Here is a 14,196-nt window from a genome sequence, read left to right on the forward strand (position 1 = left end):
GATCATCCATTCAACGCGTACATCACGATGTTGACCGCGAACTTCGTGTTATCTTCGGCCAGGAAGCGCTTGTTCCGCCAGTCATAATCCCACTCGCACCCGTAATCCTTGTTGCTGTAGAGCACGCCCAGCCGACCGCCGATGGTGATGCCCTTCAGATAGTCATGGACCAGGTCGTCACCCCAGCCGTTCAGCTCGAACGCGGTCGCCGGCGGTCCAGCCATCTTGAAGAAGCTGGCATAGAGCGGGTGCTTGGGCGGCAGTTTCTGGAGCGCCCGTGGCCCGAAGATCGCCGCCATCTGCCGCTCGAACGAGGTCGCGAACAGCCCATCGATATCGTGGTTGCAGTCGTCGACCAGCACGAACCCGCCGTTCCTGACATAACGCTCGAAATTGCGCCGCTCGGCCGGCGAGAACTCGACCAGCTTGTGCCCCGCCATGTAGCAGAAGGGCGCGGTCAGCATCTTCGGGTCGGATAGCGCGACCACCCGCTCCTTCGGATCGACGCGCAGGTTGGTATAGTCGATCAGCGCGGTCAGCAGGTTGGACGGCATCCGCTGGTCGACGTCCCAGTCGCCGGACTCGTAGCGCAGCCGCGTGAACCAGAAGTCGTAGGCCGGTGCGGCGCCGGCGCGCGACGCGGCCGCGGTGACCGCCGCCGCCAGTGCCCCTCGCAGAAACGCCTGTCGCGTTACACTCACAAGCCCCTCCCCTTCAGGGGAGGGATTGGGGTGGGGCGTCTCCACGAGCGCCACCCCGGTGGAACCGCCCCACCCCCAGCCCCTCCCCTGAAGGGGAGGGGAGCAAGGTGGGAATCGATCACACCGCGTCCGACAGCGACGTGAAGGTGAAGTCCCGCAGCTTCATCGGCGGCAGCATCATGATGAAGTCACCCTCGTCCGCCTTCACCCGCACCGGCTTGCCCAGCTCGTCGATGTTGTTGAGCATGATGACCGGCGACTCGTTGAAGCGGAAGTTCTTGATCGGATACTTGATCTGCCCGTTCTCGATATAGAAGGTGCCGTCGCGGGTCAGGCCGGTCAGCAGCACCGTCTGCGGGTCGACCATCCGGATATACCAGGTGCGCGTCACCAGGATGCCCTTCTCGGTTCCGCGGATCAGGTCGGCGGTCGACTTGGTGCCGCCGCCCATGATGAGGTTGCCGGGGCTGCCGACCGCCGTCTTGCCCTGCTTCTGCGCCCAGAAGCGGCTATAGTCGAGATTGACGACCTTGCCGTCCTTGATGACGTCCTGCCGCTGGCGGGGCAGACCCTCGCCGTCCCACGGCAGCACCGGCACGCTGGCGTCCCACGGATCGACCCACATGTTGACGCGCGGGTCATAGACCTGCTCGCCGATCTTGTTGCCGCCGCCCTTCTTGGACAGGAAGCTGCGCCCCTCGTCCGCCTCGCGCGCGCCGAAGAAGTTTATCATGAACCCCACCAGCCCCGCCGCCGCCGCCGGCTCCAGGATCACGGTGTACTTGCCCGGCTCCAGCGCGCGGGCGTCGGCGCTCGCCGCCGCCTTGCGCATGCCGGTCCGCACGTCGGTGCCCGCGCTAAAGCTGGTCGAATCCTGCAAATTGCGTCCGACCCAGCCCGATCCGCGCCCATCCTCGGTCCGCACGGTGCAGGTGTAGTCCAGCCCGGTCGCGCGCTGATAGCCGAAATTGCCGTTCGAATTGGCGAAGGCGACGAAGCTCTGCCCGTCCTGCAGGAACCCGGCCGCGACCAGCTTCTCGGCCTTGCACGCGGTGATCGAGTCCGCCGCCACCTTGGCCCGGTACTCGGGCGTGATCGCCGCCGTCGCCTGGCTGAACGTGTTGGTCGGGCGATAGGTCTGCTTGGCAACGGCCGGTACGAACTCCGGATTCTCCGGCGCCAGCTTGGCCAGATCCTCAGCCCGCTGGACGACCCGCGCCAGCGAGGCGTCGTCGAACTGGTTGATCGTCGCGGTGCCGACGCGCTTGCCGAACGCGACCTGCACGGCCAGGTCGGTGTTCGACACGATGCCGCTGGTCGATACGTTGTTCAGCGCGAAGCGGATGTTGCCGTCGATCGATCCGCTCAGCTGCGCGGTGCATTCGTCGGCCTTCGACAGCGCGACCACCTTGGTCAGGATGGCGCGGGCCTGCTCTTCGGTCATGATGCTCATGGGTCAGATACTCCGGTCAGCCGAGCGAGCGGGCGGTGTTGATGACGTTGATGCCGTTGAAGCGCGCCGTGGACGAACCATGGCTGACCGCGGACACCTGGCTGGGCTGCCCCTTGCCGTCGAAGAACGACCCGCCATAGCGGAAGTCGGACGCATCGCACACGCTGACGCACGCATTCCAGAATTCCGGCGTGCGGATCTGATAGGCGACGTCCTCGATCTGCTGGCCGATCTTGCCGTTCTTGATCTCATAGAACAGCTGCCCGCCGAACTGTGCGTTGTAGCGCTGCTGGTCAATCGAGAAGCTGCCGTCGCCGACGATGTAGATGCCGTTCTCGACCCCGCCGATCATGTCGGCGACCGACTGCTTGGCCTTGCCCGGTTGCAGCGAGACATTGGCCATTCGCTGGAACTGCACGCTCGACCAGTGATCGGCATAGCAGCAGCCGTCCGACGCGGTCTTGCCCAGGATATGCGCCTGGTCGCGGATCGCCTGGTAATCGACCAGCTTGCCGTCCGCGATCAGCGGCCATTTCTTGGTCTTCACACCCTCGTCGTCATAGCCGACCGCGCCCAGCGTGCCCGGCTCGACCTTGTCGGCGGTGATCGTCACCTTGTCGCTGCCGTACTGGAAGCGCGCCTTCTGCTTGTCGAGCGTCGCGAAGCTGGTACCGGCATAGTTCGCCTCATAACCAAGCACGCGGTCCAGCTCGAGCGGATGGCCGACCGACTCGTGGATGGTCAGCCAGGTGTGCGACGGGTCGAGCACCAGGTCGTACCGGCCCGGCTTGACGGACGGCGCCTTCAGCTTGGCCTGCGCCTGCTTTGCGGCGGCGATCGCGTCCTCGCGCATGTCATACGACATGCCGTAATTGACGACGCCGTTGGGCGAGGTGAACTTGTCCTTCGCACGGCCGTCGAGATATTCGAAGCCCAGCCCCATCGGCGCCGACAGTCCCTCGCGCGTCCGGAACTTGCCCGTCGCCTTGTCGATCGCGGTCACCGTCAGCGGCGCCCAGATCCGGTGCACGTCCTGATCGATGTACGAGCCGTCGGTCGAGGCGAAATATTTCTGCTCGTTGACCACGAACAGGATCGAGTTGACGAAGTTGGCCCCCGCCGCCAGCGCCGCGGCATTGACGCCGAGCAGCAGGTCGACCTTGTCCTTCACCGGCACCTGCATCGCGTTCTTCACGATCGGCGTGCGCCACGACACCTCGCCGACGCCGGGCGTCGGGGCCAGCTTCACCGGCGCGGTCTGGGTCTTCGCGTTCGCCTTCGCGATCGCGGTCGCCTGTCGCGCGGCGGCAGCGACGGCGCTCTCGGTCATGTCGTTGGTGGCGGCAAAGCCCCAGGCGCCGTCGGCGATCACGCGGATGCCGACACCGGTCGACTCGGTGTTGACGACGTTCTGCACCATCGCCTCGCGCGTCACGACGAACTGGCGTAGGTACCGGCCGACGCGCACGTCGCAGTATGTCGCGCCGGCGCTCTTCGACGCGTTCAGCGCCGCATCGGCCAGCCGCCGCTTCACCGCGACGTCAATCGTCGAGTCCAGCTCTTGCGCGGCGATCGCCCGCCCCATGAAGCCCGGCAGCAACCCGCCACCCAGCGCGAGCCCGCTCGCGGTCAGGAATTCGCGTCTCAGCAAGACTGTATCTCCCCCAAATGCCAGGCCACGAGGCCGCCCCCGCGACCGCCACGATCAGGGCCGCTCCGGGCCTGTGTCATGGTGATACAAGACACTTAACGAGCCTCCGCGACCGCCGTCAACGGGGCGCGGAGGGTGGGTCTGTAATTTGTCGCGAGCGGGCCGTTGCGTTCGCCTCGGCGGCCCGGACGCAAGCCAGCTGCCCGGAATGATTTTCGCGCGAAGACGCTAAGACGCGAAGAAAGAGGATTCACGCGGGGACGTGGAGGTGTCTTGCGCGCGGCAGCGCGCTTCGATCATCGTCGGCCGGTAATGGAGAGCCGCTGGCGCGGCCCGGCCCTCCGCGCCTTCGCAAGACTAATATCTTCTTCTCTTTGCGTCTTAGCGTCTTCGCGCGAACCCCTTCTCCCGGCTTGGCGCGCGCACTCCCGTCGCGCTCGCCAAGACCGGGCATCGCGGTCGGAAGCCCCCTTGCACGCGGCCCCACTTCCCGCGATGGCAGCCGCTCACCCGGGGGAGCCGCCATGTCCATCCTGTCCGACCGCTGGATCCGCGAGCGCGCCTTGGCCGACGCGATGATCGAGCCCTTCGTCGAGTCGCAGCGCCGCGACGGCTGCATCAGCTACGGCCTGTCCTCCTACGGCTATGACGCGCGCGTCGCCGACGAGTTCAAGATCTTCACCAACGTGGACAATGCGCTGGTCGACCCGAAGGACTTCGCCGCCAACAGCTTCGTCGACCGCCAGACCGACGTCTGCATCATCCCGCCCAACAGCTTTGCGCTGGCCCGCACCGTCGAATATTTCCGGGTTCCCCGCGACGTGCTGGTCATCTGCCTCGGCAAGTCGACCTATGCGCGCTGCGGCATCATCGTGAACGTCACCCCGCTGGAGCCCGGCTGGGAAGGCCATGTCACGCTGGAATTCTCCAACACCACCCCGCTACCGGCCAAGATCTACGCCAATGAGGGGGCCTGCCAGTTCCTCTTCCTCCAGGGGAACGAGCCCTGCGAGGTCAGCTATGCGGACCGGGTCGGCAAATATATGGGCCAGCGTGGAGTGACGCTGCCGCGCCTCTGATCGTGCGGACCGCGACTCCACCGCCGCGGTAATCCGCGGGATCGTCTAACCCCGAGCCAGACTATCGCGCTCGCCGGTCCTGCTTGGCTCGTCCCCGCATCTAGAGCCGAGCGTGGCGCTTTCGAAGCCGCGGGGTACAACGTCTTTGCGACTCGTCGCGCGCAAACCTCCTTTGCAACGCGCAACGGCGAAGGCGTCTCTACGCCCTCGCCGTCATGGATCAGCGCGTCGCCAGTACCGCTGAAGCGCTCTGCCCGAGCCCGCGCGTCGCCAACGCGTGCGACGATGCCGCCTCGCCCGACGGCATCAGCATCGACACATCCGGCCGTTCCAGCACTGCGGTATAGAGCGCCCGCGCCGCCTCGACCCGCCCGGTCCGGCCGTAGACGGCCGCAAGGTTCAGCATCAGCTCTGGCCGGTCCGGGAATATCCGCCGCTCGGCATTCAGCGTCGCCTCGGCCGCCCGCAGGTCACCCGTCGCGATCGCCTGATAGCCGGTGCGATCCCCCGCGAACGCCGGCGACGCCAGCCCGGCGAGGATCACGGGAATGAGGAAGCTGCGCATCATCCGTCTCCTTGTCTTCGAAGCGCTCGATCCGAACGTTTCATTTTTGTGACACGATGATGTCACTTCCGTGACTGTCTCGCAAGCGGCAATCGCATAACTTCGAGAACAGCCGTTCTGCCCGCTGTCGTGGGGGGACATTGAAAGGATCGGGCGGCTTGAAGCTGAAACGACGTGCTGAAAACCGGCACCGCTGCGCGGATGCCTAGGTCAGTTGTGAGCGCTTCGGATACGAGGAGTGCCGAAGCGGAGCGATTGCCCGCCATCTGCTTCGATCGAAACGACTACAGCCCATGCAGCCATTCAAAACGTCCACACCTCATACGTGCGAATCCCGAAACGATCAGAACACTGGTCGGATCGGCGATCCGCACTCCCCAAGCGAGGCCGGGAAAACGTACGGCCCAGCCGCCGCCCGAGTAAGTGACGCACGGTTGGGCCAAATCACACGGTGACATCGTCGCTCCTGGCGGGTTCCACCTTTCAGGAGATCGGCCGCACATCCGTCGTGATGCGAGCAGGTCGGCTCTTGCCGTCTGCCCTGATAAGCCATGTCTTGGTTCCGATCGTTCTCGGCGGATGACTGGGGGCCAAAAGCATCAACGCTTCGGTTCGATCTAATCAGGACTGCACGCATCTGTCCCGCTTTCGAGGAAGGGAGTGGGGTGGACACTCCCCCGCGCGGCGCGCCTCTGGATACGCCCATCCCCCGCCACGCATCGGGTGAACAGCGCCCCGCGCAGTTCAGACTATGCCGGGACATGGTCGACCAATACCCGTGAAGATGAGAGGTATGCGCCGCTGGTCGCATTTACCTCCGACGCACCGAGCCATCGCTGACGCGGAAGAAGGGTTTGTCGCACATGGCACGCGGACGCAGCCTGCTACCCGCTCGTGAAGCGCTGACCCGGGCGTTGACCGATCCGCTCGGATCATCGGTGCGAAGATATTGGAGCGGTGCAGGCCACGCCGAGCGGGCAATGCAGGCATCGCAACCGACGAGCAACGGACCATCACGTCGAGATCGTTCCACCGCAAGGCGAACGTCCGAAGGGCGACGACTGTGGTTCAGCCCGCACGGGAAAGGCTTCGACATGCCTTCCACGCCATTGACCCGAACCGGACGCCCCATCTCTGCCTGTGCGCCGTCGACCGCCATCTTCGCCCGCGGCCGAACCGATCGGCGGGCCCCGCCGATGGTCACCCATCCAAAACTACGCAATGTCCTGCCCAGTCAGCTCGCACACTGTTCCGGAGGCAAAGGTAGTCGGCCCGCATGCAAAAAGGGCGACCCCGCAGGGCCGCCCGTCTCGTCGCATCGTCGATCGCAGTGGCGATCAGAAGTCGTTGCGATACTGCTCGTTGCCGATGAAGCCCAGCTTGGTGATCGCCGAGCGTTTCACCACTGCCAGGGTCCGGTCGACCGCCTCGTAACGGGCGTCGGGCGCGGGCTGGAAGTGGAGTTCCGGCTCCGGGTTCATGCCCGCGGTCTGGTCCAGATACTGGCGCAGCGTCACCTCGTCGACCGGCGCGCCGTTCCACGACACGGTACCCGCGGCATCGATCGTGATCTTGTTCTTCTGCGCGTCGACCGGGTTGGCCGGCGTGTTCGAGTTCTGCGGCAGGTCCACCTTCACCGCGTGGGTCTGGATCGGGATGGTGATGATGAACATGATGAGGAGCACGAGCATGACGTCGATCAACGGCGTCGTGTTCATTTCCATCATCGGCTCGCCGTCATCGCGGCCCGCACTCATTGCCATGTCAAATTACTCCTAGGCACACGATTGACACCGGGGGTGACATCGGGGGCCGATCAGGTCGACGAACCGCCGCCGGGGGGCGGCTCGGAGATGAAGCCGACGCGGGCGAAGCCAGCCGACTGCATCGTGTAGATGGTGCCGCCGATGCAGCGGTACGGCGTGTTCACGTCGCCGCGGATATGCGCCTCGGGCAGTTCCAGGCCGGCAGCGTTCGGGCCGCCCTGGCGGTCGATCTCGGCCTTCAGCTTGTTGACGGCCAGATCCAGCAGTTCCTTGCTGTTGACCTTCGACAGGTTCCAGTAGACCGCGCACTCGCCGCCCTCGGTGGTCACCGACAGGTTGACGTTCTCGGGCTTGGTCGTGGTGGGGTCGAACCGCACGTCGGGCAGCTTCAGCGGCACCGTCTGCAGCACGACCGGCACCGCGATCAGGAAGATGATAAGCAGAACCAGCATGACGTCCACGAGGGGCGTCGTGTTGATGTCTGACAACGGGGCGTCGTCGTCGCCCCCACCACTACTCATCGCCATATCGTGGCAATCCTATTCTTGTTCGAAGCGCCGCTCCCGGACGGGGCGGCGAGGTGGCGGGACCGACCGCGTGGGCCGGTCCCGCCCAAGGTCGTCAGCCGCGGGTCTGCACGCCACCGGCCTGGCCGGCGGTGGTCGTCGCGGTGTTGGTCTTCACCGGCGCCGCCTTCGGGGCAGCGGCCGTGTTCGTGGTCGGACGCACCGCGCCATTCGAGGCGAGGAAGCCCAGCACGTCGTTCGAGAAGGCCGACAGCTCCTTGGCGATCGACTTGTTGCGGCTCTGCAGCCAGTTGTAGGCGAGCACCGCGGGAACCGCGACGACCAGGCCGAGCGCGGTCATGATGAGCGCCTCGCCGACCGGACCGGCGACCGCGTCGATCGACGCCTGGCCCGACGAGCCGATCTTGATGAGCGCGCGGTAGATGCCGATAACCGTACCGAACAGGCCGATGAACGGCGCGGTCGAACCCACGGTCGCCAGGAAGGCGAGGCCGCCGGCCAGCTTCGAGTTGATCGCGCCTTCCGAACGCGCCAGCGAACCGTGCAGCCAGTCATGCGCCTCGACCGGATCAGTCAGGCGGCCGTGCTGGTCCTGCGCGGCCAGACCGTCGTCGACCAGCTGCTTGTAGGCCGAGTTCTTGTCGAGCTTGGCCGAGCCCTCGCGCAGCGAGTTTGCCTGCCAGAAGCCCTCGCGGACACGCTTGGCCTGGTTGATGACCTTCTGCTGCTCGAACAGCTTCGAGAACAGGATGTAGAACGACACGACCGACATCAGCACCAGGATCGTGAACACGGACTGCGAGATCAGTCCGCCCTCACGGAGCGCCGCGCCGAGACCGTAGGGGTTCGCTTCCGCGCCCGCTGCCGCGCCGCCGGCGGCAAGGATGGTGATGAACATGATGGGTTAAGTCCTTTGGCTAAATCGTTGAAACAGGTGTGAAGCAGAGACCTATTGTGCCGGCATCTTCCAGACGACGCGACGCGACGAACTCGACCGCATCGGGTTGCCCGACTGATCGAGCGCCGGCGAGTAGCGGCCGCGCCGCGTGATCGCCTGGCACGCCGCCCGGTCGAGTGCGGCCGAGCCGCTGGACGAGGTGACGCGGCAGTTCTCGACGCGACCCTGGACGTTGATGTCCCAGGCGATGCCGGTCGTGCCTTCCTCTTCCGCGCGCAGCGAGCTGGGCGGATAGTCGTCGGTCGAGATCCAGTCCGCCGGATTGCCCTTCGCACCTGCCGCCTTGTTGATGACCGGCGCCGGAGGCGCAGGCGGGGCGGGCGGCGCGGGCGGCGCAGGCGGAGCGACCGGCTGCGACGGCGGGATGATCGTCGACGTGTTGATGGCCGGAGCCGGCACCGGCACGTTGACGATCGGCGGCGGCACGACGACCGTGGTCGGCGGCGGCGGCAGATTGGGCTGATCCGGCGGCGGCGGCGGCGGCTCGTCCGGCGGCGGCGGCGGCGGCGGCGGTTCCACGTCGAACGTGTCGAGCTGCCCCGATACCTGTTTCACATATTTATACGCCAGGCCTGTAATGAAGGCATAGCCCAGCAAGGCGTGGATGAGCACGACGATGACGATCGCGATCACCTTGCCGCCGCTCATCTTTTGGTCAACGTAGGCCATTCGGCAACGACACTCCCTATGCTGCCCGGGAGCCGATCGACACAAAGCGGACACGAATGCCCGCCCATGGCTCTGTCTCGACGACGCCCGTGAACAGTTACCTGATTCCTACCGTCGAGCGGTTCGACACGCAAACGCTTTGTCGAAAGCAACAAACGATCAATCCGTTCCTCTGCCATAACCGCTATGTACCGGGACGGGACTGCGCTAGCATGGCCGTCATGAATAATCGGACCACGGCGCTGACCGCTCTCGTCGCCGGCAGCCTCTTCTGCCTTCCCGCTGCCGCACAATCGCCCGATTCGCGCCCCGCTAGCGCCATGGTCGCAGCTGCGCCGACACCGTCCTATGCCGACCTCGCCGATATGATGCTGGTCAGTCCGGTGGTGGTCGACGCCACGATCCGGTCCACGGCCCGGATCAAGGGCGCCGAGGCGGCCGGTGTGGCGGCCGGGCGCCAGCGCCTCTACGTCCAGGCCGATGTCGCCGCGCTGATTCGCGGGCAGGCGGGGCTCCCTCAGCGGGTCGGCTTCCTTGCCGACGTCGCTACCGACGCTCGCGGCCGGGTGCCGTCCCTGAAGAAGCAGCGCGTGCTGCTGTTCGCCAGGCGCGTCCCCGGCTCGCCCGACCAGCTCCAGCTCGCCGGGCCCAACGCACGCATCATGTGGAGCCCCGCCGCCGACGCCCGCGTGCGGCAGATCGCGCGCGAGCTGGTGGCGCCCGACGCACCGCCGACGATCACAGGTATCGGCAATGCCTTCCACGTCCCCGGCGCGCTGCCCGGCGAGGGTGAGACGCAGGTCTTCCTCCAGACCGCCGACGCGCGTCCCGTCTCGCTGTCGATCCTGCGTCGCCCCGGCGAGCAGCCGCGCTGGTCGGTATCGCTCGGCGAGATCGTCGAGGAGGGTGCGGCGCCCCCGGCGCGGGACACCCTGCTATGGTATCGGCTCGCCTGCTCGCTACCCGCCACCCTGCCGGCGAGCGCGGTCGACCAGCTGAGCCCCGCCGATGCGAGCCAGGCGCAGACCGATTACCGCGTGGTCATCGACGCACTCGGCGCATGCGGACGGACCCGCGGAGTTTAACCGAAATGCGGAGTTTAACCGAAATGCGGAGTTTAACCGGAATCATGCCGCCACTCCCGCGCAGGCGGGAATGAGAGGAGCATGAGAGGCGCCCGGTTCCTCACCCGATATCCAAGACCTGCCCGGTAACCGCCTCAGCCCCCGCCAGAAATACTGTGGCCGCTGCGACATCAGCCTCGGACGCGCCGTCGCCGATCAGCACGGCATTGACCCGCACTTCCGGCGCCCGCTCCGCCGCGACCGCGGCGACGACGGCGCCGACCAACGCCGCTTCCGTTGCTGCCTCGGGCCGGGTCAGCACAGCCGTCACCACCGGCGGAGCCCCGGCGCGCAGTTGCTCCGCAAGGTTTTCGCCGGACGCGACGTCGATCCGTCCGGTCACCGCCGGTGACGGACCAGGGTGATGCCGATCTTCTCGCCGCCCTCGGCGATCGCCAGCTTCACGATCTTCACCGCGACCCGCGTCACCCGCGCGTCCTGAACGAAGATGGTGTCACAGATATGTTCGGCCAGTCCTTCGATCAGGGTGAAGTGCTGCCCCGCCGGGAGCGCCCCGGTCGCCGCGTGGCGCAGGTCCATATAGTTTTTCGAGGCGGAGAGCGGCGTGTCCGGCTCGAACCGATCCGGACAGTCCAGATCGACGGTCAGCGAGATCCGCACCGGCTGGGGCAGATGCGTTTCCTCGGAATAGATGCCGGTCAGCACCGACACCTCCATGTCATGGACTTCGAGCTGCAGGCGGTCGGTCATCGCCGCCCCCTAGCCACTACCATCCCTTCGCGAAAGCCCGCTCGATAACGGCTTGGCCTGGGTGGCGCCGGCCCCTACAGGGCGCGCGCCGGACCCGGCCTGGGGATACGCCATGACCAAGATCGTCCCGCTGACGCCCGAACGGGCCGACGCGGTGGAAGCGCTGCTCGACGCCGCCTTCGGGCCGGACCGCCGCCGCCGCACCGCTTATGCGGTGCGCGGAGGGGTCGTCGCGATCCCGGCGCTCGGCTTCGCAGGGGTCGACGCGGATGGCACGCTGATCGGCTCGATCCAGTGCTGGCCGGTCCTGTTCACCGGCGACGCCGGAGAGCGGGTGGCGATGGTCATGGTCGGCCCCGTCGCGGTGATGCCCGGCCATCAGCAGGGCGGCCTCGGCCGCCGCCTTACCGAAACGGCCCTGGCCGCGGCCGACACCGCGGGGTTGGGCGAGGCGATGATGCTGATCGGTGACCCGGAATATTACGAGCGCTTCTTCGGCTTCACCGCCGACCGCACCGCCCGCTGGCGCCTCCCCGGTCCTGTCGAGCCCCGCCGCCTCCTGGCCCGGGGCACGGCGGTGCCGGACGGCGCAGGCGTGCTCGGCCCGGCATAGCGCCCTTTACGCGCCCTCCGTCGCCGCCTACCGCCCCGATATGCCGATGGAGCCGCCGCCCGACCTCGCCTCGCTCAGCCTCGCCCAGATCGCGCAGCTCGTCGCCGACCACCGCCTGCCGCCTGTCGAGCAGTGGAACCCCGACCATTGCGGCGACAGCGAGATGCGGATCGCGCGCGACGGCACCTGGTATCATCAGGGCTCGCCGATCGGCCGCCCGGCGATGGTCCGCCTCTTCTCCACCATCCTCCGGCGCGAGGCGGATGGCACTCACGTCCTCGTCACCCCGGTCGAGAAGCTGACCATCGCGGTCGAGGACGCCGCCTTCGTCGCCACCGCGGTGAAGGTGGAGGGAAGCGGGCGCGAGCGGCGGCTGGCGTTCCAGCTCAACACCGGCGATCTCGTCGCCGCCGGCCCGGCACATCCCCTGCGCTTCGCCGAGGGAGAGGATGGCCCCCGCCCCTATCTTCATGTCCGCGCCGGCCTGGAGGCGCTGGTCGCGCGTCCCGTCTATTACGAGCTGGCCGAACTCGCGCTCGCCGACGATGCCGATCCCGCCGGCGTGTGGAGTGACGGCGCCTTCTTTGCCCTGGTGACGGCGTGACCCTCGCCGACCGGCTGCGTGCCGCGCTGGCAGAGGCCCCGAGCGGTGCGCTGCTGCCGGGCGATGACGGCGAACCCGCCGGCACACCGATCCCGGCGGCGGTGCTGGTCGCCGTCACCGACCGCGCCGATCCTGGCGTCATCCTCACCCAGCGTACCGAGACGCTGCGCCGCCACGCCGGCCAGGTCGCCTTTCCAGGCGGCCGCGTCGATCCGGGCGAAACCGCGATCGAGGCGGCGCTGCGCGAGGCGGACGAGGAGATCGCGCTCCCCCCCGCTGCGGTCGATCTGGTCGGCGCGGTCGACCGCTATCGCACCGGCACGGGCTTCGAGATCACGCCGGTTCTCGCCGTCATCCCGCCCGACCTGCCCCTGGTGGCGGCCGAGGCGGAGGTGGCGAGCGTGTTCGAGGTGCCGCTCGCCTTCCTTCTGGACCCCCGCAACCACCATGCCGCCAGTGCGATGTGGCAGGGGCGCGAGCGCCGCTACATCGAGATCCCCTGGACCGATCGCCGCATCTGGGGCGCCACCGCGGCGATGATCGTCAACCTGTCCAGGCGGCTGCGATGGACGTGACACGTCACCCCGTGGCGTCGCCGCCAGTGACCCTGCCCGATGCGAAATGGCGCCATTGGCCCGGCCTCGACCGGCTCGCCGAGGTGCTTGGCGCCGCCGCCGGAGAGGCGCGCTTCGTCGGCGGCGCAGTCCGGGATACGCTGCTCGGCATTCCCGTTGCCGATGTCGACATCGCGACATGTCATGCCCCTGCCGATGTCATGACCCGGCTGAAGGCCGCCGGCATCCGCGCGGTACCGACCGGCCTTGCCCATGGCACCGTCACCGCGATCTTGGGCGACCGCCCGGTCGAGGTGACGACGCTGCGGCGCGACCTCAGTACCGACGGCCGTCACGCCGTGGTTGCCTTCACCGATGACTGGCGGGCCGATGCCGGCCGACGCGACTTCACGATGAACGCGCTCTATGCCGATCCCGCGAGCGGCACCGTGTACGACTGGTTCGACGGCCTGGCCGACCTGGCGGCCGGCCGTGTGCGTTTCATCGGCGACCCGCTCCAGCGCATTGCCGAGGATCACCTGCGCATCCTCCGCTTCTTCCGCTTCCACGCGCGCTTCGGAGACCGGATCGACGATGCCGGCCTCGCCGCCTGCGCCGCGCGCGCCAACGACCTGATGGCGCTGTCGCGTGAACGGATCGCCGCCGAGTTGCTGAAGCTGCTCGTCGCCCGCGCGGCCGTGTCGGTGACGCAGCTGATGGTCGAACACGGCATCCTCCGCGCCGTCCTGCCCGAGATCGACGCCACCGGCGCCGCCCGCCTCGCGGACCTCGCCGCGCGGGAGGAGGCCACTGGTATCGCTCCGAACCCGATCCGCCGCCTTGCCGCGCTGCTCCCGCCGGAGGCCGCCGATCCGGTCGGCGCCCGGCTGAAGCTCTCCAACCAGCAACGCCGTCGCCTCGCCGCCGCCACTGCCGGCCCCGGCCCCGAAGGCCCCTATGCCCTCGCCTATCGCGCCGGGACCGAGAGTGCGGTCGACCGCCTGCTGCTTGCCGGCGAAGACCCCGGCCCGATCAGGGACTTCACGCCCCCTCGCCTGCCGATCAGCGGCGGTGCGCTGGTCGCACGCGGGCTGGACAGGGGCCCAGCCGTCGCCGCCGCACTCCACCGCGTCGAGGACCGCTGGATCGCCGAGGGGTTTCCCGATCGCGCCCGCGTCGACCGGATCGCCGACGAGGTCGCAGGGCTGACTTTATAGGGGT

At 67.6% G+C, this 14,196-nt stretch carries 16 protein-coding genes; 6 read left to right on the top strand and 10 right to left on the bottom strand.

Annotated elements, in window-relative coordinates; all coding sequences use genetic code 11:
* Nucleotides 1–2: 2 nt before the first annotated feature.
* The 3 genes from Q5H91_RS05950 to Q5H91_RS05960 all read right to left on the bottom strand — a co-directional run bounded on the left by Q5H91_RS05950 (nucleotide 3) and on the right by Q5H91_RS05960 (nucleotide 3,805).
* Nucleotides 3–701 carry a DUF4159 domain-containing protein gene (locus tag Q5H91_RS05950; protein ID WP_305172291.1) on the bottom strand — a complete coding sequence of 233 codons (699 nt, stop codon included), beginning with the start codon at nucleotides 699–701 and terminating at the stop codon, nucleotides 3–5.
* Nucleotides 702–819: 118 nt separating this feature from the next.
* On the bottom strand, nucleotides 820–2,145 hold the full coding sequence (locus Q5H91_RS05955; RefSeq protein ID WP_305172292.1) for a TldD/PmbA family protein: 1,326 nt from the start codon (nucleotides 2,143–2,145) through the stop codon (nucleotides 820–822).
* Nucleotides 2,146–2,170: 25 nt separating this feature from the next.
* A complete protein-coding gene (locus Q5H91_RS05960; RefSeq protein WP_305172293.1) occupies nucleotides 2,171–3,805 on the bottom strand; it encodes a TldD/PmbA family protein in 1,635 nt (544 codons plus the stop codon).
* A 524-nt stretch (nucleotides 3,806–4,329) separates the two neighbouring features.
* On the opposite strand from Q5H91_RS05960, the gene dcd reads away from it, so the two are divergent.
* Entirely contained in the window at nucleotides 4,330–4,884 is a 555-nt protein-coding gene (gene dcd / locus Q5H91_RS05965; RefSeq protein ID WP_305172294.1) for a dCTP deaminase, read from the top strand.
* Between the two features lie 220 nt (nucleotides 4,885–5,104).
* Here dcd and Q5H91_RS05970 read toward each other — a convergent pair whose 3' ends face one another.
* The 5 genes from Q5H91_RS05970 to Q5H91_RS05990 form a co-directional block, all read right to left on the bottom strand.
* Nucleotides 5,105–5,449 carry a tetratricopeptide repeat protein gene (locus tag Q5H91_RS05970; RefSeq protein ID WP_305172295.1) on the bottom strand — a complete coding sequence of 115 codons (345 nt, stop codon included), beginning with the start codon at nucleotides 5,447–5,449 and terminating at the stop codon, nucleotides 5,105–5,107.
* A 1,337-nt stretch (nucleotides 5,450–6,786) separates the two neighbouring features.
* Entirely contained in the window at nucleotides 6,787–7,212 is a 426-nt protein-coding gene (locus tag Q5H91_RS05975; protein WP_305172296.1) for an ExbD/TolR family protein, read from the bottom strand.
* A 53-nt stretch (nucleotides 7,213–7,265) separates the two neighbouring features.
* Nucleotides 7,266–7,742, bottom strand: coding sequence for an ExbD/TolR family protein (locus Q5H91_RS05980; RefSeq protein WP_305172297.1), 477 nt, complete (start codon nucleotides 7,740–7,742; stop codon nucleotides 7,266–7,268).
* Between the two features lie 94 nt (nucleotides 7,743–7,836).
* On the bottom strand, nucleotides 7,837–8,640 hold the full coding sequence (locus Q5H91_RS05985) for a MotA/TolQ/ExbB proton channel family protein (RefSeq protein ID WP_305172298.1): 804 nt from the start codon (nucleotides 8,638–8,640) through the stop codon (nucleotides 7,837–7,839).
* Nucleotides 8,641–8,691: 51 nt separating this feature from the next.
* On the bottom strand, nucleotides 8,692–9,369 hold the full coding sequence (locus Q5H91_RS05990) for an energy transducer TonB (RefSeq protein WP_305172299.1): 678 nt from the start codon (nucleotides 9,367–9,369) through the stop codon (nucleotides 8,692–8,694).
* Between the two features lie 212 nt (nucleotides 9,370–9,581).
* Between Q5H91_RS05990 and Q5H91_RS05995 the strand changes: the two genes are divergently transcribed.
* The gene (locus Q5H91_RS05995; protein ID WP_370655226.1) at nucleotides 9,582–10,454 is read left to right on the top strand and encodes a hypothetical protein; all 873 of its coding nucleotides are present in this window, start codon (nucleotides 9,582–9,584) and stop codon (nucleotides 10,452–10,454) included.
* Between the two features lie 100 nt (nucleotides 10,455–10,554).
* Here Q5H91_RS05995 and Q5H91_RS06000 read toward each other — a convergent pair whose 3' ends face one another.
* Both Q5H91_RS06000 and Q5H91_RS06005 read right to left on the bottom strand, forming a co-directional pair.
* On the bottom strand, nucleotides 10,555–10,836 hold the full coding sequence (locus Q5H91_RS06000) for a Rossmann fold domain-containing protein (protein WP_305172301.1): 282 nt from the start codon (nucleotides 10,834–10,836) through the stop codon (nucleotides 10,555–10,557).
* Nucleotides 10,833–11,204, bottom strand: coding sequence for a dihydroneopterin aldolase (locus Q5H91_RS06005; protein WP_305172302.1), 372 nt, complete (start codon nucleotides 11,202–11,204; stop codon nucleotides 10,833–10,835). Before Q5H91_RS06005 ends, Q5H91_RS06000 begins: the two co-directional genes overlap by 4 nt.
* 112 nt (nucleotides 11,205–11,316) lie before the next feature.
* Between Q5H91_RS06005 and Q5H91_RS06010 the strand changes: the two genes are divergently transcribed.
* The 4 genes from Q5H91_RS06010 to Q5H91_RS06025 are packed head-to-tail and all read left to right on the top strand — an operon-like array spanning nucleotide 11,317 to nucleotide 14,192.
* Nucleotides 11,317–11,817, top strand: a complete 501-nt coding sequence (locus Q5H91_RS06010) for a GNAT family N-acetyltransferase (RefSeq protein ID WP_305172303.1) — start codon at nucleotides 11,317–11,319, stop codon at nucleotides 11,815–11,817.
* Between the two features lie 40 nt (nucleotides 11,818–11,857).
* Nucleotides 11,858–12,421 carry a DUF1285 domain-containing protein gene (locus Q5H91_RS06015; protein WP_305172304.1) on the top strand — a complete coding sequence of 188 codons (564 nt, stop codon included), beginning with the start codon at nucleotides 11,858–11,860 and terminating at the stop codon, nucleotides 12,419–12,421.
* Nucleotides 12,418–12,996, top strand: a complete 579-nt coding sequence (locus Q5H91_RS06020; RefSeq protein ID WP_305172305.1) for a CoA pyrophosphatase — start codon at nucleotides 12,418–12,420, stop codon at nucleotides 12,994–12,996. The genes Q5H91_RS06015 and Q5H91_RS06020 overlap by 4 nt, the downstream gene beginning before the upstream one ends.
* Nucleotides 12,987–14,192, top strand: coding sequence for a CCA tRNA nucleotidyltransferase (locus tag Q5H91_RS06025; RefSeq protein WP_305172306.1), 1,206 nt, complete (start codon nucleotides 12,987–12,989; stop codon nucleotides 14,190–14,192). The genes Q5H91_RS06020 and Q5H91_RS06025 overlap by 10 nt, the downstream gene beginning before the upstream one ends.
* The last annotated feature ends 4 nt before the right edge of the window (nucleotides 14,193–14,196 follow it).

It is taken from the genome of Sphingomonas aurea (assembly GCF_030678875.1).
In the GTDB taxonomy this organism is placed as follows: Bacteria; Pseudomonadota; Alphaproteobacteria; order Sphingomonadales; family Sphingomonadaceae; genus Sphingomonas; species Sphingomonas aurea.

What these genes read in the sequence shown, in the direction of transcription:
- Q5H91_RS06005 (WP_305172302.1), bottom strand. Translation starts at nt 11,204, where the DNA reads ATGACCGACCGCCTGCAGCTCGAAGTCCATGACATGGAGGTGTCGGTG.
- Q5H91_RS05985 (WP_305172298.1), bottom strand. Translation starts at nt 8,640, where the DNA reads ATGTTCATCACCATCCTTGCCGCCGGCGGCGCGGCAGCGGGCGCGGAA.
- Q5H91_RS05970 (WP_305172295.1), bottom strand. Translation starts at nt 5,449, where the DNA reads ATGCGCAGCTTCCTCATTCCCGTGATCCTCGCCGGGCTGGCGTCGCCG.
- Q5H91_RS06025 (WP_305172306.1), top strand. Translation starts at nt 12,987, where the DNA reads ATGGACGTGACACGTCACCCCGTGGCGTCGCCGCCAGTGACCCTGCCC.
- dcd (WP_305172294.1), top strand. Translation starts at nt 4,330, where the DNA reads ATGTCCATCCTGTCCGACCGCTGGATCCGCGAGCGCGCCTTGGCCGAC.
- Q5H91_RS05955 (WP_305172292.1), bottom strand. Translation starts at nt 2,145, where the DNA reads ATGACCGAAGAGCAGGCCCGCGCCATCCTGACCAAGGTGGTCGCGCTG.
- Q5H91_RS06015 (WP_305172304.1), top strand. Translation starts at nt 11,858, where the DNA reads ATGCCGATGGAGCCGCCGCCCGACCTCGCCTCGCTCAGCCTCGCCCAG.
- Q5H91_RS05995 (WP_370655226.1), top strand. Translation starts at nt 9,582, where the DNA reads ATGGCCGTCATGAATAATCGGACCACGGCGCTGACCGCTCTCGTCGCC.
- Q5H91_RS05990 (WP_305172299.1), bottom strand. Translation starts at nt 9,369, where the DNA reads ATGGCCTACGTTGACCAAAAGATGAGCGGCGGCAAGGTGATCGCGATC.
- Q5H91_RS05975 (WP_305172296.1), bottom strand. Translation starts at nt 7,212, where the DNA reads ATGGCAATGAGTGCGGGCCGCGATGACGGCGAGCCGATGATGGAAATG.
- Q5H91_RS06010 (WP_305172303.1), top strand. Translation starts at nt 11,317, where the DNA reads ATGACCAAGATCGTCCCGCTGACGCCCGAACGGGCCGACGCGGTGGAA.
- Q5H91_RS05980 (WP_305172297.1), bottom strand. Translation starts at nt 7,742, where the DNA reads ATGGCGATGAGTAGTGGTGGGGGCGACGACGACGCCCCGTTGTCAGAC.